Below are 17739 nucleotides of genomic sequence, written 5' to 3' on the forward strand. Positions count from 1 at the left end.
CCCCCAATCACCGCCACACCCGCCCCGCTCTCCCGCCGCTTCTCCGTCGCACCGATGATGGATTGGACCGATCGTCACTGCCGTTTTTTCCTACGTCTATTGTCGAAAAACGCCCTCCTCTACACCGAAATGGTCACCACCGGCGCGCTCCTAAACGGCGATCACGACCGTTTCCTGCGTCACAACGAAGCCGAACACCCGCTCGCCCTGCAACTCGGCGGTAGTGTTCCGCTGGACCTGGCCGCCTGCGCCCGCATGGCTCAGGAACATGGCTACGACGAGGTGAATTTAAACGTCGGCTGCCCGAGTGATCGGGTGCAGAACAATATGATTGGCGCGTGCCTGATGGGGCATCCGCAGTTGGTGGCTGATTGTGTGAAGGCGATGCGTGATGCGGTGTCGATTCCGGTGACGGTGAAGCACCGCATCGGGATTAATGGGCGGGACAGTTACGAGCAGTTGTGTGATTTCGTCGGTACGGTTCGGGATGCCGGGTGTACGAGTTTTACGGTGCATGCGCGGATTGCGATTCTGGAGGGGTTGTCTCCGAAGGAGAACCGCGACATTCCGCCCCTGCGTTATGACGTGGCGGCGCAGTTGAAGACGGATTTTCCGGACCTGGAGATTATTCTCAACGGCGGGATCAAGACGCTTGAGGCTTGTCACGAGCATTTGCAGACGTTCGACGGTGTGATGCTGGGCCGTGAGGCGTACCACAATCCTTATGTGATGGCTGAGGTGGACCAGCAGCTGTTCGGCAGCACGGCACCGGTGATCACTCGGGCCGAGGCGCTGGCGCAGTTGCGGCCTTATATCGCCGCGCACATCGATGCGGGTGGTTCGATGCACCATATCACCCGGCATGTACTGGGACTGGGCACCGGATTCCCGGGGGCGCGCAAGTTTCGGCAGTTGTTGTCGGTGGATATTCATAAGGCCAAGGAGCCTTTGGTGTTGCTGGATCAGGCGGCGGAGTTGTTGGAGGGGCGCTAATAGTCGCCCGGGTTGAACCTGTGCGCTGATTTGGCATCGTATTTATCGATACCGCGCCCCGCCATTCAAACAGCCGTTTTCAGGTTGTTGCCGCTGGGGCCATCGATACGTACATGCGCCCTTGAGTGGCTGTCAGCGCTCGGGTAATGTCATTAGACCCACAGGACAGAGCACGCCCATGACTTCCAAGCTGGAACAACTTAAACAAATGACCACCGTAGTTGCCGATACTGGCGACTTCGAAGCGATCGCTCGCGTTAAACCGGTGGACGCTACCACCAACCCTTCCCTGCTGCTCAAAGCCGCGGCTATCCCTGCGTATGCCGAGTTGCTGAATGCTTGCGTTCACGACTGCAAAGGCGATGTGGGCCTGGCCAGCGACCGTTTCGGTGTTGCGGTCGGGCAAGAGATTCTGAAGGTTGTACCGGGCCGTATTTCCACCGAAGTGGATGCGCGCCTGTCGTTCGACACTGACGCCGTATTGAAGCGTGCGCACCGTCTGATCGAGTTGTACGACAAGGCCGGCATTGGCCGTGACCGCGTGCTGATCAAGATCGCCTCCACCTGGGAAGGCATCCGCGCGGCGCAGACGCTGGAAAAAGAAGGCATCCAGACCAACCTGACGCTGTTGTTCTCCTTTGCTCAGGCGGCGGCGTGTGCCGATGCGGGTGTGTTCCTGATTTCGCCGTTCGTGGGCCGGATTTACGACTGGTACAAAAAAACCAACGGCAACGACTACATCGGCGCGGATGATCCGGGCGTGCAGTCGGTGACGCGGATTTACAACTACTACAAGGCCAATGACTACAAGACTGTGGTGATGGGCGCGAGCTTCCGTAACCTGGGCCAGATCGAGCAGTTGGCGGGTTGTGATCGCCTGACAATCAGCCCGGACCTGCTGGAGAAGCTGGCGGCAGATACTGGCAAGCTGGAACGCAAGCTGGCACCTGGGCATGCCGGTGAAGCGCGCCTGAGCTTGAATGAAGCGCAGTTCCGTTGGTTGTCCAACGAGGACGCGATGGCGACTGAGAAACTGGCTGAGGGTATTCGTCAGTTTGCTCGGGATCAGGAGAAGCTTGAGGCGCTGCTGCAGGCCAAGCTGTGATTTGAGGTAGCTGGAAGCAAAAAGGGCGAACCTTGGTAGGTTCGCCCTTTTTTATGCTTGGGTGGTTTGGCTTCGCGCCTGATGAATGGTGACAGGTATGACGCTATCGCGAGCAGGCTCGCTCCCACAGGGGATTTGTGGGGATCTGAGATTGTGTATCCGAAGGAAACTCAATGTGCGAGCGAGCCTGCTCGCGATGGGGCCAGACAGGCCCACATCACTTTAAGCCTAATCAGTGACGCTCGAGCGCATTCACCAGGTCATGGAACGCTTCGCGATTGTGGTCATTGAGGCCCATGAGGATTTTGTGTGCTTCGAGGACTTTGATACGCACCACTTCTTCGGACTGGTCCTGGTCTGGCAGGTCGTCCAGGCATTCCGGGCAAGGCACGGGCTGGTCAACAATGTTGAACACTTGCTCGAAACCCATGGATTCCAGCAGACGGGTGATGTCTTCGTGGGTGGTGACGACGGTCGGCAGGAGGCCGACCTTCTGCCGCGACAGGATCGACAGCTTGGCCAGCAGGCCAAGGGTGGTGCTGTCAATGCTGCGGGTTTCGGTCAGGTCGATCACGATCGCGTTGAAGTTCAACGCGGTGAAGATCCGATCAATAGTCGCATCCAACGCCGAACACAGGGTCAGGCGAACTTCACCGACGAATTTCAGGACGAAAGTGCCATCCTGCTCGGCGAACTGGATTCTACCGGTACTCATTAAAGATTCCTGCTCAACACCAACAGGGCGATATCATCCGGCATCTCCCCAAGCGTGGCCAATCCAAAAACCTGCCGCAGCCCATCCAGGGTGCCGCCCGCAGCCTTGACCCGTTGGGGCAACGCCGCTTCTTTTTCTTTGAGTGTGGGTTCTGGCAAAAGGTCCAGAATGCCATCAGACATCAGCGTCAGACTGAACGTCGGCGGCAGCTCCAGCACGTGGTCTTCGTAGGTGGCTTCATTAAAGAGGCCCACCGGCAGACCGCGCCCTTCCAGATAACGAACACTGTCTGGCGTGTACAACACAGGCAACGGCAAATGACCACCGATGCTATAGGTCAACAAACCTGTCTCCTCGTCGATGACTCCACCGACCATTGTGACGTGTTTTCCCAGCTTACAACTGATCAGGCCTCGGTTGATATGACCAAGGACCTCTGAAGGCTTGAATTCCGGCAATGTGCCGCTTCGCTTGGATTCGAACAGCAAGCGCGTGGTCATGAACTTCAGCAGCACGGTAACGAAGGCTGAAGAGGCGCCATGCCCGGAAACGTCTGCCAGGTAGAACGCTACCCGACGCTCGTCGACCCGAAAGTAGTCAACAAAATCACCCGACAGGTACAGCGACGGGATGATCTGGTGCGCAAACTGGAACTCGTCGATGGTCCAGGGGCTGACCGGCAGCATGTTCATCTGCACCTGGCGACCGGCGTTCTGGTCTTCCTGGAGCAGGTTCAGGCTGGCGGCGAGTTCGCGGTTGGCCTTTTCCAGCTTCTCGCGGTAGCGCTGGTTTTCCAGCAGCAGGCGCGCGCGATCCAGGGCTCGGCGCACAGAATGCTCGAGCACAGCCAGATCTTCGAGAGGCTTGATCAGGTAATCCGCAGCGCCCAGGCGCAGCGCCTCGACCGCGTCGTTCATCACGCCGGCACCCGAGACCACAATCACAGGGGTTTGCGGAGACCGCTCAGTGACCTGGCGGATAAGTTCGAGTCCGCCCATCTGCGGCATGCGCAGATCGCAGATGACCAAGTCGGGCTTGTCTTTCTCGAATACCTGAAGACCCTGCTGGCCGTTGCTGGCCTGCAGGACACTGAAACCACTGTCTTCCAAATAGGCCGCGAGACTCGCGCGCACTACTTCGTCATCATCGATTATCAGCAGCGTGGCACTGGTTTTTGGCATGTGGGCAAACGGCGCCAGAATTAGGTTGGCGTAGCAGGCAGGGGTTTTAGCCCGGCTCACACTACTGGATTCGCTTTCTAGCCTCTCTGCTGCACCGTTTTCGAGCGCTTGCCCTAATCACACGTACACCAGAGGTGCCCTTCTAAGGCGCAGACGGTACTCCCATCCGCGGGGCGTTTCAAGCTCACGCCGATGGTCGCTTGGCGTCTTTATTTGTCAAATCACTGAGAGTTATAAGAACAGACAAATCCGTAACCCAATGGAAGGATCGAGCCCATGAGTCAAACCAGTCGGGACTACAGCGAAAAGCGCGGTTTCATCCGCATACGAGTCGATGCCGAGGTGTCGTTGATTCATGAAGGCGATGAGGCTTCAGCCGTCTGCATCGACCTTTCCAGCAGTGGCATGCAGGTTGAAGCGAAGCGTGGATTCAACGTCGGCGACCGGCTAAACGTGCGCATCGGCTCCGATCACGCCGCATTAAAAGACCTTGAGGCCGACACCTAGGGGGTGTGGGTGAAGTCAGTGGACGGAGATGGACAGAAACTCGGGCTTACAATCTTGAAGAGAAAATAAGCCGGATCCAAACGACAGAAGGCGGCCCAATGGCCGCCTTCTTCGTCTTACGGATCGAGATTAAAAATCGTCTTCGACCTGGCCGTCTTTGACTTTGAATTCGCGGTTCTGCAAGTACGCATTACGAATAAAGGTGTACTTGTCACCGGTGATCAGTTTCTCGCTCGACAGCAAGCTGGCGCGCGTGTCGACGACGTTCAGGCCGAAGACCGAGTTACGCACCGGCACATCGTTGATGTACGGGTACGGGCCAGTGTAGCTGTCGACGACCTTGGAAGGCGCATCACGCACGGTGCTAGGGCCCAGCAATGGCAGCACCACGTAAGGACCGCTACCGACACCCCAATAGCCGAGGGTTTGACCGAAGTCTTCGTCGTTGCGGTGCAGGCCCATCTTGGTACCCACATCGAAAAAGCCCAGCAGGCCGAACGTGGTGTTGAAGATGATGCGTGCTGTATCAGTACCTGCGGCAGTCGGTTTAACCTGCAAAATGTTGTTCACCAGGTTGGTGACATCACCGACGTTGCGGAACATGTTGTGGATGCCGTCTTCCAGAAACTGCGGCGTTATGAACTCATAACCCTGAGCAACAGGCTTGAGTGCATAAGTGTCGATCACATCGTTGAACTTGAAGATCGGACGGTTAACGCTTTCCCAAGGGTCGTCTTCCGAAGCAGCCTGAGCCGCAAACGGAACCAGCAACACGCTGGCACACACACAAAGCTGAGCGAAATGTTTGCTCCAGCGCATAGAAAAACTCCTTGGATTATTACTGGCGCGGGCACTCGGCCCGGGCGTTAAGCTAGTTAGTATAAGTCGGAAAAGCTGGTTTATGCAGCATCGTGCACATTCGCCTACAGATGAATCGCCCTGATTGGGAGCGTTTCACACCAATGTCACTCAACTGTCACTGACGCCGCATAGCCTTGTCACTATTTCAGGGACGTTGATATGCCAAACGCTGAAACCTTGCCCATTGCAGCACCCAGCTTGACCGCCGTCTTGTTCGGCCTCAGCGGTTGCCTGGTGGATTTCGGCGCCCGGACGCGCCAACACGGGGTTTATTCTGCGGAGCACGCCGAGGCCACTCCCGGTGCGCTGGACAGCCTGCGCAGTTTGCAGCGCAAGCAAATTCCCTGCGCCTGGCTCGATGAACTACCCCCTGCCCTCAGTCATTCTCTGGCCGTGACCCTGCCTTCCTGGATCAGCTCTTCGCAACACCCTGCAACAATCAACCCATGGCCCGCTCCGAACGCTTGCTGGCAAGCCCTGATGGCGTTGAATGTCGAACGCCTGGATGGCTGTGTGCTGGTCAGCGGCGAACCGCGATTGCTGCAATCGGGTTTGAATGCCGGGTTATGGACGATTGGCCTCGCGTCCTGCGGCTCGCTCTGCGGCCTCGCGCCCAGCGAATGGCATGCGTTAAGTCAAAAGGAACGCGAGCATTTACGCGGCAAGGCGACGATGCAGTTATTCAACTTGGGCGTGCATTCAGTGATCGATCATCTGGGCGAACTCGATACCTGCCTGGCCGATATCGGCCTGCGCCGGCTCAAGGGCGAAAAGCCCTGACCGAGATCATGCAGGTTGCGCGCAAGTGGATTAATCTAAAGGTCAGCCATAGACCTTTGGCACGAGGCTGCGGTCTATGCCAGTGCCTATTGATAGAAGGAAGAACGCCATGCCTGCCCGCGAACTGCAAGAACAGCTCAATGCCCTGCGCGAGCAATTGGAACAGAATCCTCCACTGTCCGAATCCGAACGTGAAAACCTGCATGAACTGATGCAACAGATCGAACTCAAGCTTGAGCTCGAAACCAAGACCCAGGACGCCAGCCTCGCCGACGGCGTTAATCTGGCCGTCGAACGCTTCGAACTCGAACACCCAACCCTGGCCGGCACCCTGCGCAACATTGCGCAAGCCTTGGGCAATATGGGCATCTGAACCCGCCAGATGCAAAAAAGCCCCGCTTTCGCTAGCGGGGCTTTTTCATATCCGGGATTTGTATGCAATCCCCCTGTGGGAGCGAGCCTGCTCACGATAGCTGAGTGTCAGACGACATCAATGTTGAATGATTCACAGCTTTCGCGAGCAAGCCCGCTCCCACATTAGATCTTCACTGACGGACCAGGCGGCGGTTCGGCAGTTGAACCGTTTCGGTGCTGCGATACGGGTTGATATCCAATCCCCCACGGCGTACATACCGCGCATATACCGTCAATTTCTCCGGTTTCAACAACCGCTGCAGGTCGAGAAAAATCCGCTCCACGCACTGTTCATGGAAGTCCGAGTGCTGACGGAAGCTCACGATGTATTCCAGCAAACTCGCGTGATCCAGTGCCGCGCCACGGTATTCCACCGCCACGCTGCCCCAGTCCGGCTGACTGGTGACCGGGCAGTTGGATTTGAGCAAATGGCTGTGCACGCTCTCTTCGACAATACGCGACTCATCGCAACGCAACAGTTCCGGACGTGGATGCTCGTAGTTGCTGACGCTGATGTCCAGATCATCGATGCATACGCCCGGCAACGCGACAACGCCTTCGGCTTCCACGTCTTTGAGGCTGCGAATGCGCACGCCAACCGGCTTGCCGGCGGCGGCCGACAGGTCTTTCGCCAACGTCGCTTCAAGGTTCGCGGTGTCGGCAAACGGCGTCTGATTCAACGAGTTCAGGTACAGCTTGAACGACTTCGATTCGATGATGTTCGGCGAATCCGCCGGGATGCTGAACTCGCCAATCGCCACCACGGGCTTGCCGGACGGCAACAGCCACGACAGCTCGAAGCAGTTCCAGAAATCCACGCCCTTGTATGGCAGGGTTTCAGCCGTCAGGCCCAGCTCGGCCCATTTCGCAGTGCGCGGAATCGGGAACAGCAAGGACGGCGTGTAAGTGGCGATGTATTCGCTGGATTTGCCCAGCGGCGAGTGTTCGGCTGCGGGATGCATGGCGGAAACCTGACTGAAGAATCAGCGGATTCTACCAGCCTTTGCGCCCGCCATTGAGTGCTTACTGACTGACAGTCAACTTGCCGACCATACCAGCCTGATAATGGCCGGGGATGTTGCAGGCAAATTCCAGGCTGGTGGCCTTGGTGAAGGTCCAGGTCAGTTCCGCCGTTTTGCCCGGCTCGACGAGGACGCTGTTCGGGCCGTCGTGTTTCATCGATCCATGATCCATGCCAGCCATCGAACCGTGGTCCATTTCCTTCATGCCTGTAGGCGTCAGCATGCCGCTCTGCTGCATCTGCAACATTTCCTGCTGGTGTTTGGCATGCATCGCCGCGTCCCCCAGGTTGAACTCGTGCAGCAACTGGCCTTTATTCACCAGCACAAAGCGAACCGTCTCACCGGCCTTGATCTCGATGGCCTTGGGAGTAAACGACATATCGCCCATCACCACTTCAATACTGCGAGTCGCCTTGGCCGCCGCAGCGGGCTGGCCGAAGTCGTAGGTATGCGCCGGGGCAGCCCACACCGGCGAACTCAATGCCAACAAACACGCCACCCGCAGCAAAGATTTGTGCAAAAACATCGTCGTACTCCAACAAGATAAGGTTCAGCCTGTGGAAAACTCTAAACTGCTGCCACTGCCCGCAACCTGACAGCCAGATTACAACTTTGTCAGGTTGATCTGTATCCACGCTGCCCACGGTATAAAGCGTTCGTTCCATTTACCCAGAGTCGCCCATGAAACTGCTGATCGTCGAAGACCAACCGAAAACCGGCCAATACCTGCGTCAGGGCCTGAGCGAGGCCGGTTTCAACGCCGAACTGGTAGCCGACGGCAGCACCGGGCAACAACTGGCGTTGAGCGGTGACTACGCGTTGTTGATTCTCGACGTGATGTTGCCCGGTCGCGATGGCTGGCAGATTCTGCAAGCGGTGCGCGGTGCTGGCTTGGACACGCCGGTACTTTTTCTGACCGCCCGTGACGCGGTGGAAGACAGAGTCCACGGTCTTGAACTCGGTGCCGACGATTACCTGGTCAAACCGTTCGCCTTCTCCGAACTGCTGGCCCGGGTTCGCAGCCTGTTGCGTCGTGGCAGCGCCTCGCCACAGGAAACCAGTTTGCAACTGGCTGATTTGCGCCTGGACTTGATCCGTCGCCGCGTTGAGCGCAGCGGTCAGCGCATCGACCTGACGGCCAAGGAATTCGCCCTGCTGGAGATGCTCCTGCGTCGTCAGGGCGAAGTCCTGCCCAAATCGCTGATCGCCTCTCAGGTCTGGGACATGAATTTCGACAGCGACACCAATGTGATCGAGGTCGCCATCCGTCGTTTGCGCCTGAAAATCGACGATGAATTCCCCAACAAACTGATCCACACCGTGCGCGGCATGGGTTACGTCCTTGAAGAGCGTTCAGCCTGATGCGGCATTTTTCGTTAAGCAGCCGTCTGGCGTTGCTGTTTGCGGCCTGCACGGCGGTGGTTTCGCTGTTCGCCGGGGTGTTGTTCAGCCGCGCCAGTGAAGCGCACTTCGTCGAACTCGATCAGCAGTTGCTGGACGGCAAGTTGATTGGTTTACGCCGGGCACTTCACGATATTCAATCCAGCGACAACCAAATCAGACTCGCGGATGAATTGAGCCGGCAGGCCGATTTTTCGCTGCGCATTACCGGCAGTGATGGCCAACGCTGGTATGACAGTTCGGCGCAGCTGCCGGACAAGCTCCCGCAAAAACCGGGTTTATCGACCCTGAACGACGACGGCACCGACTACCGAGTGTTGAATGCGCCGTTGTTCGTCGACAAACCTGACTCCCCACAACTGACCTTGTTACTGGACATCACCCATCACCAGCACTTTCTGCAACGCATGCAGCATCTGATCTGGCTGACGGTTGGCTTGTCAGCCTTGGCCACGGCCCTGCTCGGGGCTTGGGCGGCGCGCAGTGGATTGCGCCCGTTACGACGCATGAGTGCGGTCGCCCGCGGTGTTTCGGCGCAATCACTGAATGCGCGTCTGCCCGAAGAGAACATGCCGCCCGAACTCGCAGAAATGGCCCACAGCTTCAACGCCATGCTCGGACGCCTAGACGACTCTTTTCAACGGCTCTCGGCGTTCTCCGCTGACATCGCCCATGAACTGCGCACGCCGCTGTCCAATCTGCTGACCCACACGCAGGTCACCCTCACCCGCCCCCGACCCATCGAGGATTACCGCGAGGCGCTGCACAGTAACCTCGAAGAGCTGCAATGGATGGCGCAACTGGTCAACGACATGTTGTACCTGGCCAAGGCGGATCACGGGTTGCTGACGCCCAAGCGTGAACCGCTGGAGCTCGCGGCAGAAGCGGATGTGTTGCTGGAGTTTTTTGCGCCGCTGGCTGAAGACGCCAAGGTGGCGCTGAGTCGTGAAGGTAGTGCACGGATGGAGGGTGACCGCAGCATGTTGCGGCGGGCGCTTTCCAATTTGCTGGACAACGCGTTGCGGTTTACGCCGGCCGAGGGCGAGGTTCGGGTGCGGATTGTTGATCAGGTTAAAGGGTTGAGTCTGACGGTTGAGAACAGCGGCGACGGCATTGACGGGGCGTTGCTGCCGCGATTGTTTGACCGGTTTTATCGAGCCGATCCGGCGCGCCAGGAGGGCAGCAGTGAACATGCGGGGTTGGGACTGGCGATTACTCAGTCGATCATTCGTGCCCATGGTGGGCAGATTCGTTGCGAATCGGAGAATGGGTGGACGCGGTTTGTGATTGAGCTGCCCAAAGGAGATTGAGGCCAGCAGGTCTGGCCCCTTCGCGAGCAGGCTCGCTCCCACAATGTCCGAGTTGAATCACACATTTTGTGATCGACTCCAAACCCTGTGGGAGCGAGCCTGCTCGCGATGGCGACTTCAGGAGTTACGAATACCGCAACGCGTGAGCCGGCTCGATCTTCGCCGCACGCCACGCCGGATACACGGTGGCAAGGAAGCTCAAGATGAACCCTGCCGAGCAAATCAACAGCACATCCGCGCCCTGCAATTCCGAAGGCAGGTTGCTGACAAAATACACATCCGAACTGAAGATGTGCTGCCCACTCACCCGCTCGATCCAGCCCACCAGTTCACTGACATTCAACGCCGCAATGACCCCAAGCACGCCGCCGATCAAGGTCCCGACAACTCCGATTACCGTCCCCTGGACCATGAAGATCGCCATGATCTGCCCCGGCGTGGCGCCGATGGTGCGCAGGATCGCGATGTCCGCGCCCTTGTCGTTCACCACCATGATCAAGGTCGCGATGATGTTGAACGCCGCCACCGCGACAATCATCAGCAACAGCAGGCCAATCATGGTCTTTTCCATTTTCATCGCGCTGAACAGGCTGCCCTGGGTGTGGGTCCAGTCGTCAGCCTTGTATGCGGCACCCAAACTGCTGGCGATGTCGCTCGATACTTGAGGCGCGGCGTACAAATCCTTCACCGCCAGACGCACGCTCTGCACCTGATTCGGTTCCCAATGCTGCATCTGCGCGGCATCGGCGACGTGGATCAAAGCCATCGAACCGTCCAGCTCAGCACCGACCTTGAACACACCGACCACGTTCAGGCGCTGCATGCGCGGGGTAATCCCGCCCGGTGCGGTGCTGACTTCCGGCACGATCAGGGTGAGCTTGTCGCCGACGTTCAAACGGAAACGACGCGCCGTGATCTCGCCGATCACCACACCGAATTCACCCGGTTTCAAGGCATCAAGACGCCCCTGAACAATGTGCTGGGCAACGATCGACACCTTGCCTTCCTGCGCTGGATCGACGCCACTGACCTGGATCGGCTGCATCGTGCCCTTGTAGGACAGCATGCCTTCCATCTCGGTGAACGGCACGGCCGCCGTCACTTGCGGATTTTTCATCGCGGCAGCGGCGACAGGCTGCCAATCGTCGATCGGGTTCACGCCGACGATGGTGGCGTGCGGCACCATGCCGAGGATGCGCGAGCTCATTTCGCGCTGAAAACCGTTCATGACCGACAACACCACAATCATCGCCAGCACGCCGAGGGCGAGGCCGATCATCGAAGTCATCGAGATGAAGGATACAAAGCGATTGCGGCGCTTGGCGCGGGTATAACGCGCGCCGATGAAGATCGATAACGGTCTGAACATTCGCTGGGGCACCGTATAAAAATAAAAGACCCGGCGTACCGTCTGGTACGTCGGGTTTTGCTCAATCAGATGGGTGTCAGGCAACCTTCCTGCAAATGCAGGACGCGGTCCATCTGGCGGGCCAGGTTCATGTCGTGGGTCACCACCAGGAACGCGGTGCGCATCGACGTGCTGAGTTCCAGCATCAAATCCTGAATGCCTTGGGCGGTGTGGGAGTCGAGGTTGCCGGTCGGCTCATCGAGCATCACCAGCCCTGGATTGTTCACCAGGGCACGAGCGATAGCCACACGCTGGCGTTCACCACCGGACAATTCCGCCGGCTTGTGTTCCAGACGATGCCCCAGCCCTACCCGCTCCAGCAACGCCGTCGCACGCTGACGCGCTTGCGGGATCGCAGTTTTGCCAATCAGCAGCGGCATGCAGACGTTTTCCAGCGCGGTGAATTCCGGCAGCAAGTGGTGGAACTGGTACACGAACCCGAGGGCGCGGTTACGCAGCAGGCCGCGATTTTTCTCGCTCAACGCCGAGAGTTCTTCACCGTCGAGCCAGACGCTGCCCTTGGTCGGTGTATCAAGCCCGCCCAGCATATTGAGCAAGGTGCTTTTGCCGGAACCCGACTTGCCGACAATCGCCACGCGCTCACCCGGATGCAGTTCCAGTTGCAGACCGACCAGGACCTCCACCGACTCAGGGCCTTCCTCGTAGGATTTGCCCAGGTTGCGGCAGCTCAAGATTGCTTTATCACTCATGCCCGACTCACTCATAACGTAGCGCCTCCGCCGGCTGGGTGCGTGCGGCACGCCAGGCTGGATACAGGGTGGCGAGGAAACTCAGGACCAACGCGGCGCCGCAGACCATCAAGACGTCCTGGCTCTGCACTTGCGACGGCAGGTAATCGATGAAGTACACATCCGCATTGAGGAATTTGTGGCCGATCAGGCCTTCGAGGGCCGAGATCGCGGCGCTGACGTTCAACGCGGCGAAGATCCCGACCACGGCGCCAATCAGCGTCCCGACCACCCCGATGACGGTGCCCTGCACCATGAAGATCGCCATGATCGTGCGCGGCGTGGCGCCCAATGTGCGCAATATCGCGATGTCGCCCTTCTTGTCGTTCACCACCATCACCAGTGTGGAAATGATGTTGAACGCGGCAACGGCGACGATCAGCAACAACAGCAGACCGATCATGGCTTTTTCCATGCGGATCGCCTGATACAGATTGCCATGGGTGCGCGTCCAGTCGCGGGCATAGAAATGGTCTTCACCGAGCTGCTGGGCGATGCTCCACGCGGTGCGCGGCGCCTGGAACAGGTCGTCGAACTTCAGGCGAATGCCCTGCACCTGATCCGGTTTCCAGCGGTGCAGCCTGGCCAGATCCTGCAAGTTGGTGATGCCCAGATAACCGTCCAGCTCACCGGCGCCGACATGGAAGATGCCGACCACGGTAAAGCGTTTCATACGCGGGAACATGCCGGCCGGGGTCACGGTGACTTCAGGCGCAACAAACGTCAGCTTGTCGCCGATGGCGGCGCCGAGCTTGGCCGCGGCCTTGTCGCCGATGACGATGCCGAACTCACCCGGGACCAGATCGTCGAGTTTGCCCTGCTGCATGAAGTTATCAATGATCGAGACGTTACGCTCCAGCGCAGGATCGATGGCATTGAGCAGGACTTTGGAGACTTTGCCGTTGTTGGTCAGCAAACCCTGCATCTGAGTGAACGGCGCTACGGCCGTCACTTGCGAGTTCTTCTTGACCTTCGCGGCCAGGCTTTGCCAGTCACTGATCGGCTCACCGGACTCGATGGTCGCGTGGGGCACCATGCCCAGCACGCGGGTGCGCATCTCATGATCGAAGCCGTTCATGACCGACAGCACGACAATCATCACCACCACGCCAAGGGCGAGTCCGATCATCGAGGTCAGGGAAATGAACGACACAAAATGATTGCGACGCTTTGCACGGGTATAACGCGTGCCAATAAATACGAAGAGAGGTCTGAACATGTCGGGGCTTGTTCGGAGGGAAAAGGAACGTCCTTGTGGCGGGGGTCGATAACCAGCTTTACACTCAGACCACCGCCGCTACCATGGGTTCGCCATGTCGACATTAGATGAAGAAGATCGCCGCGAATACTACCGTATCGAGGACACGATCGCACTGGAAATTCGGACCCTGTCAGCTCCCGAGGCCGCTGGCCAGGAAGTGTTGCAGGATGCTTCTCCATTGTTCAATTTGCTTAGCGAGCTGCACCTGAGCGAATTCGAGTCGCAACACCTGTTACGCCAGATCAGTGAGCGCGACCGCAACCTCGCGGCGTTCTTGAAATCCCAGAACAAACGCATCGATTTACTGAGCCAGGTGATCGCAATCACTGTGCTTGGGCAGATCGGCGAGCCTCAGCCGGTGGTTATTTCCGAAGGCGGCATTGAGTTCCTTCATCCGACGCCTATCGCCGTGGGCACGCACCTGTCGGTCAAGCTGGTGCTGATGCCGCAAGCCCTCGGCCTGTTGCTGCGAGCCCGTGTCATCCATTGCGACCGCAAGGCTGGCAGCTTTGATGTCGGCACCGAGTTCGAACGCCCGACCGATGCTCAGCGGCAGTTGCTGGCCCGTTACATTTTGCAGAAGCAGGCCCAGGAACGACGACTGGCCCGTGAAAACGAATCAAGCATTTAATTTAAGGAAGAACCGTGACCCTCATCTACGGCCATCGCGGCGCCAAGGGCGAAGCACCGGAAAACACCCTGACCAGCTTTCAGCAATGCCTCAAGCACGGTATTCGCCGTTGCGAGCTGGACCTGCACCTGTCCATGGACAACGAGTTGATGGTCATCCACGACACGACACTCAAGCGCACCACCGACCGGCGTGGCAAGGTCGTCGAGCATACGGCGGCGGAACTGGTGACTTATGACGCGCGCAACGGCGGCCCAGGCTGGATCAAACCCTGCCCGATCCCGACGCTGGAAGAATTGTTCGAGAAGTGCGACTTCGATCACTGGCAACTGGAAGTCAAAAGCGCCTCACGCACCCGCGCTGCCACGACCGTGCTGGCGATTCGTGAAATGGCTCAGCATTTCGGCCTGCTCGACAAGGTCACGATCACCTCAAGTTCACGCGAAGTGCTCAAAGCCGCACTGGACCTGGTGCCGGACGTGTCTCGCGGATTGGTGGCCGAGTACGCCTGGCTTGACCCGCTGAAGGTCGCGCAAAGCTATGGCTGTGAGATTCTGGCGCTGAACTGGACCCTGTGTACGCCGGAACGCCTGCAGAAGGCGCAGCGTCAAGGGCTGCATGTGTCGGTGTGGACAGTCAACGAGCCCGCGCTAATGCGCAGACTCGCCGACTTCGGCGTTGACAGCCTGATTACAGACTTTCCCGGTTTGGCCAGCGCCACGCTCGAGAGTTGCTGAAATCGGTCTCCCCGGCCGGCTCAGGCCACCGGCCGGAGCCGCTCAAAAAAGCCGGTTGAGGCCATCGTACGCTGCTACCCGATAGGCTTCGGCCATGGTCGGGTAGTTGAACGTCGTGTTGACGAAATACTTCAGCGTGTTCAGTTCGCCCGGCTGGTTCATGATCGCCTGACCGATGTGCACGATCTCCGACGCCTGATAACCGAAGCAGTGAACGCCCAGCACTTCCAGGGTTTCGCGGTGGAACAGGATCTTCAGCATGCCTTGCGGCTCGCCGGCAATCTGCGCGCGCGCCATGCCCTTGAAGAACGCCTTGCCCACTTCGTACGGCACCTTGGCCTGAGTCAGCTCCTGCTCGTTCTTGCCGATCGAGCTGATCTCCGGAATGGTGTAGATACCAGTCGGAACGTCATTCACAAAACGCCAGCTACCGTTTTCGATGATACTGCCAGCGGCCGAACGACCCTGGTCATGTGCGGCACTCGCCAGGCTCGGCCAGCCAATCACGTCACCGGCGCCGTAAATGTTCGGTACGCAGGTGCGGTAGGCTTCGTCCACTTCGATCTGACCACGGCTGTTGACCTTCACGCCGATGTTTTCCAGACCCAACTGATCGGTGTTACCGGTACGACCGTTGCACCAGAGCAAGGCGTCGGCCTTGATCTTCTTGCCAGACTTGAGGTGCAGGATCACACCGTTGTCCACGCCTTCGACACGGTCGTAGTCTTCGTTGTGGCGGACCGTGATGTTGTTGTTGCTGAAGTGGTAGCTCAACGCCTGGGAAATTTCCGAGTCGAGGAAGCTCAGCAACTGACCGCGGTTATCCACCAGCTCAACCAGAACACCCAGACCACTGAAGATCGAGGCGTACTCGCAACCGATCACGCCAGCGCCGTAAACGATGAGTTTGCGCGGGGTGTGGCCGAGGCTGAGAATGGTGTCGCTATCGTAGATACGCGGGTGGTGGAAATCGATGTCCGCCGGGCGATAAGGACGCGAGCCGGTGGCGATGATGATGTGCTTGGCGACAAGCTTTTCAACCACACCGTTGGCGCAGACCACTTCGATGGTTTGCTCGTCGGCGAAGCTGCCGGTGCCGAAGAACACGTCGACACGGTTACGGGCGTAGTAGCCAGTGCGCGAAGCGACTTGTTTGGAAATGACTTTCTCGGCGCTTTTCAGTACGTCCGGGAACGAGAACCAGCGCGGCTCACCAATGGCCCGGAACATCGGGTTGGTGTTGAACTGCATGATCTGCCGGACCGAGTGACGCAGTGCCTTGGACGGGATGGTACCCAAGTGAGTGCAGTTGCCGCCGACCTGGCGACGGCTATCGACCATCGCCACCTTGCGCCCTGCTTTGGCGGCGTTCATTGCCGCACCTTCTCCCGCCGGGCCGGAACCCAGCACCACCACGTCGTAGTTGTAGACAGCCATGCGTACTCCTCAGAACAGGCCGCGGCGCCATCGGCACCCTGCGGCTAAATCACGCCGATCTGTGGCGTGAAGGAACAATTTGGGGCCAATGCAGAGCCCGGACACAGTCTATAGAAGCGTCAACGCCGCGCACATTAACCCTTGGTCGCGTCGTAGGCTAGTTTTGCCTGCACTACAACGCCAGTCTTTAACGCTTGAATCGCTGTCATCACTCGGTTTTACCGCCACTGAGGCGTTCAAAAGCCTGATTGGTTCGTGTGACGAAACCTGTATCGGCACGAATCACAAAGAATGCACCGATGTCATGCGCCTGGGCATAGTCCCAACCCCGTTCAGGGCCGAGAATCAGCAACAGCGTCGATAGTCCATCGGCCATCAGCGCTGAAGGATGAATCACCGTGACTGACGCCAGGGTGTGTAGGACCGGCGCACCGGTGCGGGCATCGAAGGTGTGGGAATAACGCCTTCCGTCCTGCTGAAAATAGTTACGATAGTCGCCGGAGGTGGAAACGCCATAGCCGTCGACCGCGATAACTTTTTGCGCAACTTGCTGATCATCCCGGGGTTCTTCGAGGGCAATACGCCAAGGTGAACCGTCAAGTTTTTTGCCTGCGGCCTTGAGCTCTCCCGTGGCTTCGGCGAGGTAATTGTGAATGCCCATGGCGTCGAGTTTTGCGGCAATGGTGTCGACTGCATAACCGGCGGCGATGCTATTGAAGTCGACTTCGACGGCGGCATCCTTGCACAACTGATCGTGGTCGATGCTCAGATGCTGGTAACCGACTCGCTGCCGCACTTCGGCTAGCGCTTCAGCAGTCGGGACTTTTTCCTCACGCGCCTGCGGGCCGAACCCCCACAGGTTGAGTAGAGGTTCTACCGTCAGGTCGTAGGACCCTTCGCTTTGCTCTGAAAGCTGTTCACCAACGCGGATCAATCCGAGGACCGGTTCGGGCATTTTCTGACAGTGATTGGCAGGGAGATCATTGAAGCGTTCGATGTCCGAGTCACTGCGGTAGGTCGACATTTGTTGATCGACGCCGGCGAGAATTTTTTCGACCTCGGCCCGGACGTCTTTCGAGGCGGGAAGGCCTGCGTGGCGCACATATTTGATCGAATAAGTGCTGCCCATGGTGGGGCCGCTGAAGCTTTCCATGGAGTCGCTGTTGCCGCAGCCGGCCAAGGCTCCGAACAGCACAAAGAAAACACCCTGCCACCTTTCCAACAATT

The 17739-nt window shown here is 58.4% G+C and carries 18 protein-coding genes and 1 pseudogene; 9 read left to right on the forward strand and 10 right to left on the reverse strand.

Annotated features, from left to right (window positions below):
- Positions 1–993, forward strand: a 993-nt coding sequence (gene dusA / locus KGB06_RS02480) for a tRNA dihydrouridine(20/20a) synthase DusA (protein WP_263288139.1), incomplete at its 5' end; no start/stop codon positions are given.
- A 178-nt stretch (positions 994–1171) separates the two neighbouring features.
- Positions 1172–2098: a transaldolase gene (gene tal, locus KGB06_RS02485; protein ID WP_223511646.1), complete on the forward strand. Its 927-nt coding sequence runs from the start codon at positions 1172–1174 to the stop codon at positions 2096–2098.
- 232 nt (positions 2099–2330) lie between these two features.
- Here the strand turns inward: tal and rssC are convergent, their stop codons facing one another.
- The gene (gene rssC / locus KGB06_RS02490; protein ID WP_007943680.1) at positions 2331–2813 is read right to left on the reverse strand and encodes an anti-sigma factor antagonist RssC; all 483 of its coding nucleotides are present in this window, start codon (positions 2811–2813) and stop codon (positions 2331–2333) included.
- Complete coding sequence (gene rssB, locus KGB06_RS02495; RefSeq protein WP_223511648.1) at positions 2813–3994, reverse strand: two-component system response regulator RssB; 1182 nt, start codon at positions 3992–3994, stop codon at positions 2813–2815. The genes rssC and rssB overlap by 1 nt, the downstream gene beginning before the upstream one ends.
- Before the next feature lie 276 nt (positions 3995–4270).
- On the opposite strand from rssB, the pseudogene KGB06_RS02500 reads away from it, so the two are divergent.
- Positions 4271–4570, forward strand: a pseudogene (locus KGB06_RS02500) (PilZ domain-containing protein).
- Positions 4571–4630: 60 nt separating this feature from the next.
- Here the strand turns inward: KGB06_RS02500 and KGB06_RS02505 are convergent.
- Positions 4631–5320, reverse strand: a complete 690-nt coding sequence (locus KGB06_RS02505; protein WP_223511650.1) for a VacJ family lipoprotein — start codon at positions 5318–5320, stop codon at positions 4631–4633.
- Positions 5321–5521: 201 nt separating this feature from the next.
- On the opposite strand from KGB06_RS02505, the gene KGB06_RS02510 reads away from it, so the two are divergent.
- Both KGB06_RS02510 and KGB06_RS02515 read left to right on the forward strand, forming a co-directional pair.
- On the forward strand, positions 5522–6142 hold the full coding sequence (locus KGB06_RS02510) for an HAD family phosphatase (protein WP_223511651.1): 621 nt from the start codon (positions 5522–5524) through the stop codon (positions 6140–6142).
- Between the two features lie 109 nt (positions 6143–6251).
- Entirely contained in the window at positions 6252–6515 is a 264-nt protein-coding gene (locus KGB06_RS02515) for a DUF4404 family protein (protein ID WP_109785926.1), read from the forward strand.
- A gap of 172 nt (positions 6516–6687) precedes the next feature.
- On the opposite strand, the gene queF is transcribed toward KGB06_RS02515, so the two are convergent.
- Positions 6688–7518: an NADPH-dependent 7-cyano-7-deazaguanine reductase QueF gene (queF, locus tag KGB06_RS02520; RefSeq protein ID WP_223511652.1), complete on the reverse strand. Its 831-nt coding sequence runs from the start codon at positions 7516–7518 to the stop codon at positions 6688–6690.
- A gap of 61 nt (positions 7519–7579) precedes the next feature.
- Entirely contained in the window at positions 7580–8104 is a 525-nt protein-coding gene (locus KGB06_RS02525; RefSeq protein ID WP_223511653.1) for a plastocyanin/azurin family copper-binding protein, read from the reverse strand.
- A 155-nt stretch (positions 8105–8259) separates the two neighbouring features.
- Between KGB06_RS02525 and KGB06_RS02530 the strand changes: the two genes are divergently transcribed.
- Positions 8260–8940, forward strand: coding sequence for a heavy metal response regulator transcription factor (locus tag KGB06_RS02530; protein WP_223511655.1), 681 nt, complete (start codon positions 8260–8262; stop codon positions 8938–8940).
- On the forward strand, positions 8940–10289 hold the full coding sequence (locus KGB06_RS02535; RefSeq protein ID WP_223511656.1) for a heavy metal sensor histidine kinase: 1350 nt from the start codon (positions 8940–8942) through the stop codon (positions 10287–10289). The genes KGB06_RS02530 and KGB06_RS02535 overlap by 1 nt, the downstream gene beginning before the upstream one ends.
- Before the next feature lie 124 nt (positions 10290–10413).
- Here KGB06_RS02535 and KGB06_RS02540 read toward each other — a convergent pair whose 3' ends face one another.
- From KGB06_RS02540 to KGB06_RS02550, 3 genes are all read right to left on the reverse strand, one after another.
- Positions 10414–11658, reverse strand: a complete 1245-nt coding sequence (locus KGB06_RS02540) for a lipoprotein-releasing ABC transporter permease subunit (RefSeq protein ID WP_223511657.1) — start codon at positions 11656–11658, stop codon at positions 10414–10416.
- 65 nt (positions 11659–11723) lie between these two features.
- Positions 11724–12407 (reverse strand): lipoprotein-releasing ABC transporter ATP-binding protein LolD, encoded by a 684-nt coding sequence (gene lolD, locus KGB06_RS02545; protein WP_223511658.1) that lies wholly within the window; start codon positions 12405–12407, stop codon positions 11724–11726.
- Positions 12408–12414: 7 nt separating this feature from the next.
- A complete protein-coding gene (locus tag KGB06_RS02550; protein WP_223511659.1) occupies positions 12415–13665 on the reverse strand; it encodes a lipoprotein-releasing ABC transporter permease subunit in 1251 nt (416 codons plus the stop codon).
- A 94-nt stretch (positions 13666–13759) separates the two neighbouring features.
- On the opposite strand from KGB06_RS02550, the gene KGB06_RS02555 reads away from it, so the two are divergent.
- Together KGB06_RS02555 and KGB06_RS02560 are read left to right on the forward strand one after the other, a co-directional pair.
- Positions 13760–14338 (forward strand): PilZ domain-containing protein, encoded by a 579-nt coding sequence (locus KGB06_RS02555; protein ID WP_223511660.1) that lies wholly within the window; start codon positions 13760–13762, stop codon positions 14336–14338.
- Positions 14339–14352: 14 nt separating this feature from the next.
- Positions 14353–15075 (forward strand): glycerophosphodiester phosphodiesterase, encoded by a 723-nt coding sequence (locus KGB06_RS02560; RefSeq protein WP_223511661.1) that lies wholly within the window; start codon positions 14353–14355, stop codon positions 15073–15075.
- 42 nt (positions 15076–15117) lie between these two features.
- Here the strand turns inward: KGB06_RS02560 and sthA are convergent, their stop codons facing one another.
- Together sthA and KGB06_RS02570 are read right to left on the reverse strand one after the other, a co-directional pair.
- Entirely contained in the window at positions 15118–16512 is a 1395-nt protein-coding gene (sthA, locus tag KGB06_RS02565; RefSeq protein ID WP_223511662.1) for a Si-specific NAD(P)(+) transhydrogenase, read from the reverse strand.
- A gap of 208 nt (positions 16513–16720) precedes the next feature.
- Positions 16721–17737 carry an FAD:protein FMN transferase gene (locus tag KGB06_RS02570; RefSeq protein WP_223511664.1) on the reverse strand — a complete coding sequence of 339 codons (1017 nt, stop codon included), beginning with the start codon at positions 17735–17737 and terminating at the stop codon, positions 16721–16723.
- Positions 17738–17739: the final 2 nt, after the last annotated feature.

Origin of the sequence: Pseudomonas sp. GL-B-19, assembly GCF_019956415.1 — a bacterium.
In the GTDB taxonomy this organism is placed as follows: Bacteria; Pseudomonadota; Gammaproteobacteria; order Pseudomonadales; family Pseudomonadaceae; genus Aquipseudomonas.

Excerpts from the sequence above, each read along its gene's own strand:
- tal (WP_223511646.1), top strand. The coding sequence starts at position 1,172 with ATGACTTCCAAGCTGGAACAACTTAAACAAATGACCACCGTAGTTGCC.
- rssC (WP_007943680.1), bottom strand. The coding sequence starts at position 2,813 with ATGAGTACCGGTAGAATCCAGTTCGCCGAGCAGGATGGCACTTTCGTC.
- rssB (WP_223511648.1), bottom strand. The coding sequence starts at position 3,994 with ATGCCAAAAACCAGTGCCACGCTGCTGATAATCGATGATGACGAAGTA.
- KGB06_RS02505 (WP_223511650.1), bottom strand. The coding sequence starts at position 5,320 with ATGCGCTGGAGCAAACATTTCGCTCAGCTTTGTGTGTGTGCCAGCGTG.
- KGB06_RS02510 (WP_223511651.1), top strand. The coding sequence starts at position 5,522 with ATGCCAAACGCTGAAACCTTGCCCATTGCAGCACCCAGCTTGACCGCC.
- KGB06_RS02515 (WP_109785926.1), top strand. The coding sequence starts at position 6,252 with ATGCCTGCCCGCGAACTGCAAGAACAGCTCAATGCCCTGCGCGAGCAA.
- queF (WP_223511652.1), bottom strand. The coding sequence starts at position 7,518 with ATGCATCCCGCAGCCGAACACTCGCCGCTGGGCAAATCCAGCGAATAC.
- KGB06_RS02525 (WP_223511653.1), bottom strand. The coding sequence starts at position 8,104 with ATGTTTTTGCACAAATCTTTGCTGCGGGTGGCGTGTTTGTTGGCATTG.
- KGB06_RS02530 (WP_223511655.1), top strand. The coding sequence starts at position 8,260 with ATGAAACTGCTGATCGTCGAAGACCAACCGAAAACCGGCCAATACCTG.
- KGB06_RS02535 (WP_223511656.1), top strand. The coding sequence starts at position 8,940 with ATGCGGCATTTTTCGTTAAGCAGCCGTCTGGCGTTGCTGTTTGCGGCC.
- KGB06_RS02540 (WP_223511657.1), bottom strand. The coding sequence starts at position 11,658 with ATGTTCAGACCGTTATCGATCTTCATCGGCGCGCGTTATACCCGCGCC.
- lolD (WP_223511658.1), bottom strand. The coding sequence starts at position 12,407 with ATGAGTGATAAAGCAATCTTGAGCTGCCGCAACCTGGGCAAATCCTAC.
- KGB06_RS02550 (WP_223511659.1), bottom strand. The coding sequence starts at position 13,665 with ATGTTCAGACCTCTCTTCGTATTTATTGGCACGCGTTATACCCGTGCA.
- KGB06_RS02555 (WP_223511660.1), top strand. The coding sequence starts at position 13,760 with ATGTCGACATTAGATGAAGAAGATCGCCGCGAATACTACCGTATCGAG.
- sthA (WP_223511662.1), bottom strand. The coding sequence starts at position 16,512 with ATGGCTGTCTACAACTACGACGTGGTGGTGCTGGGTTCCGGCCCGGCG.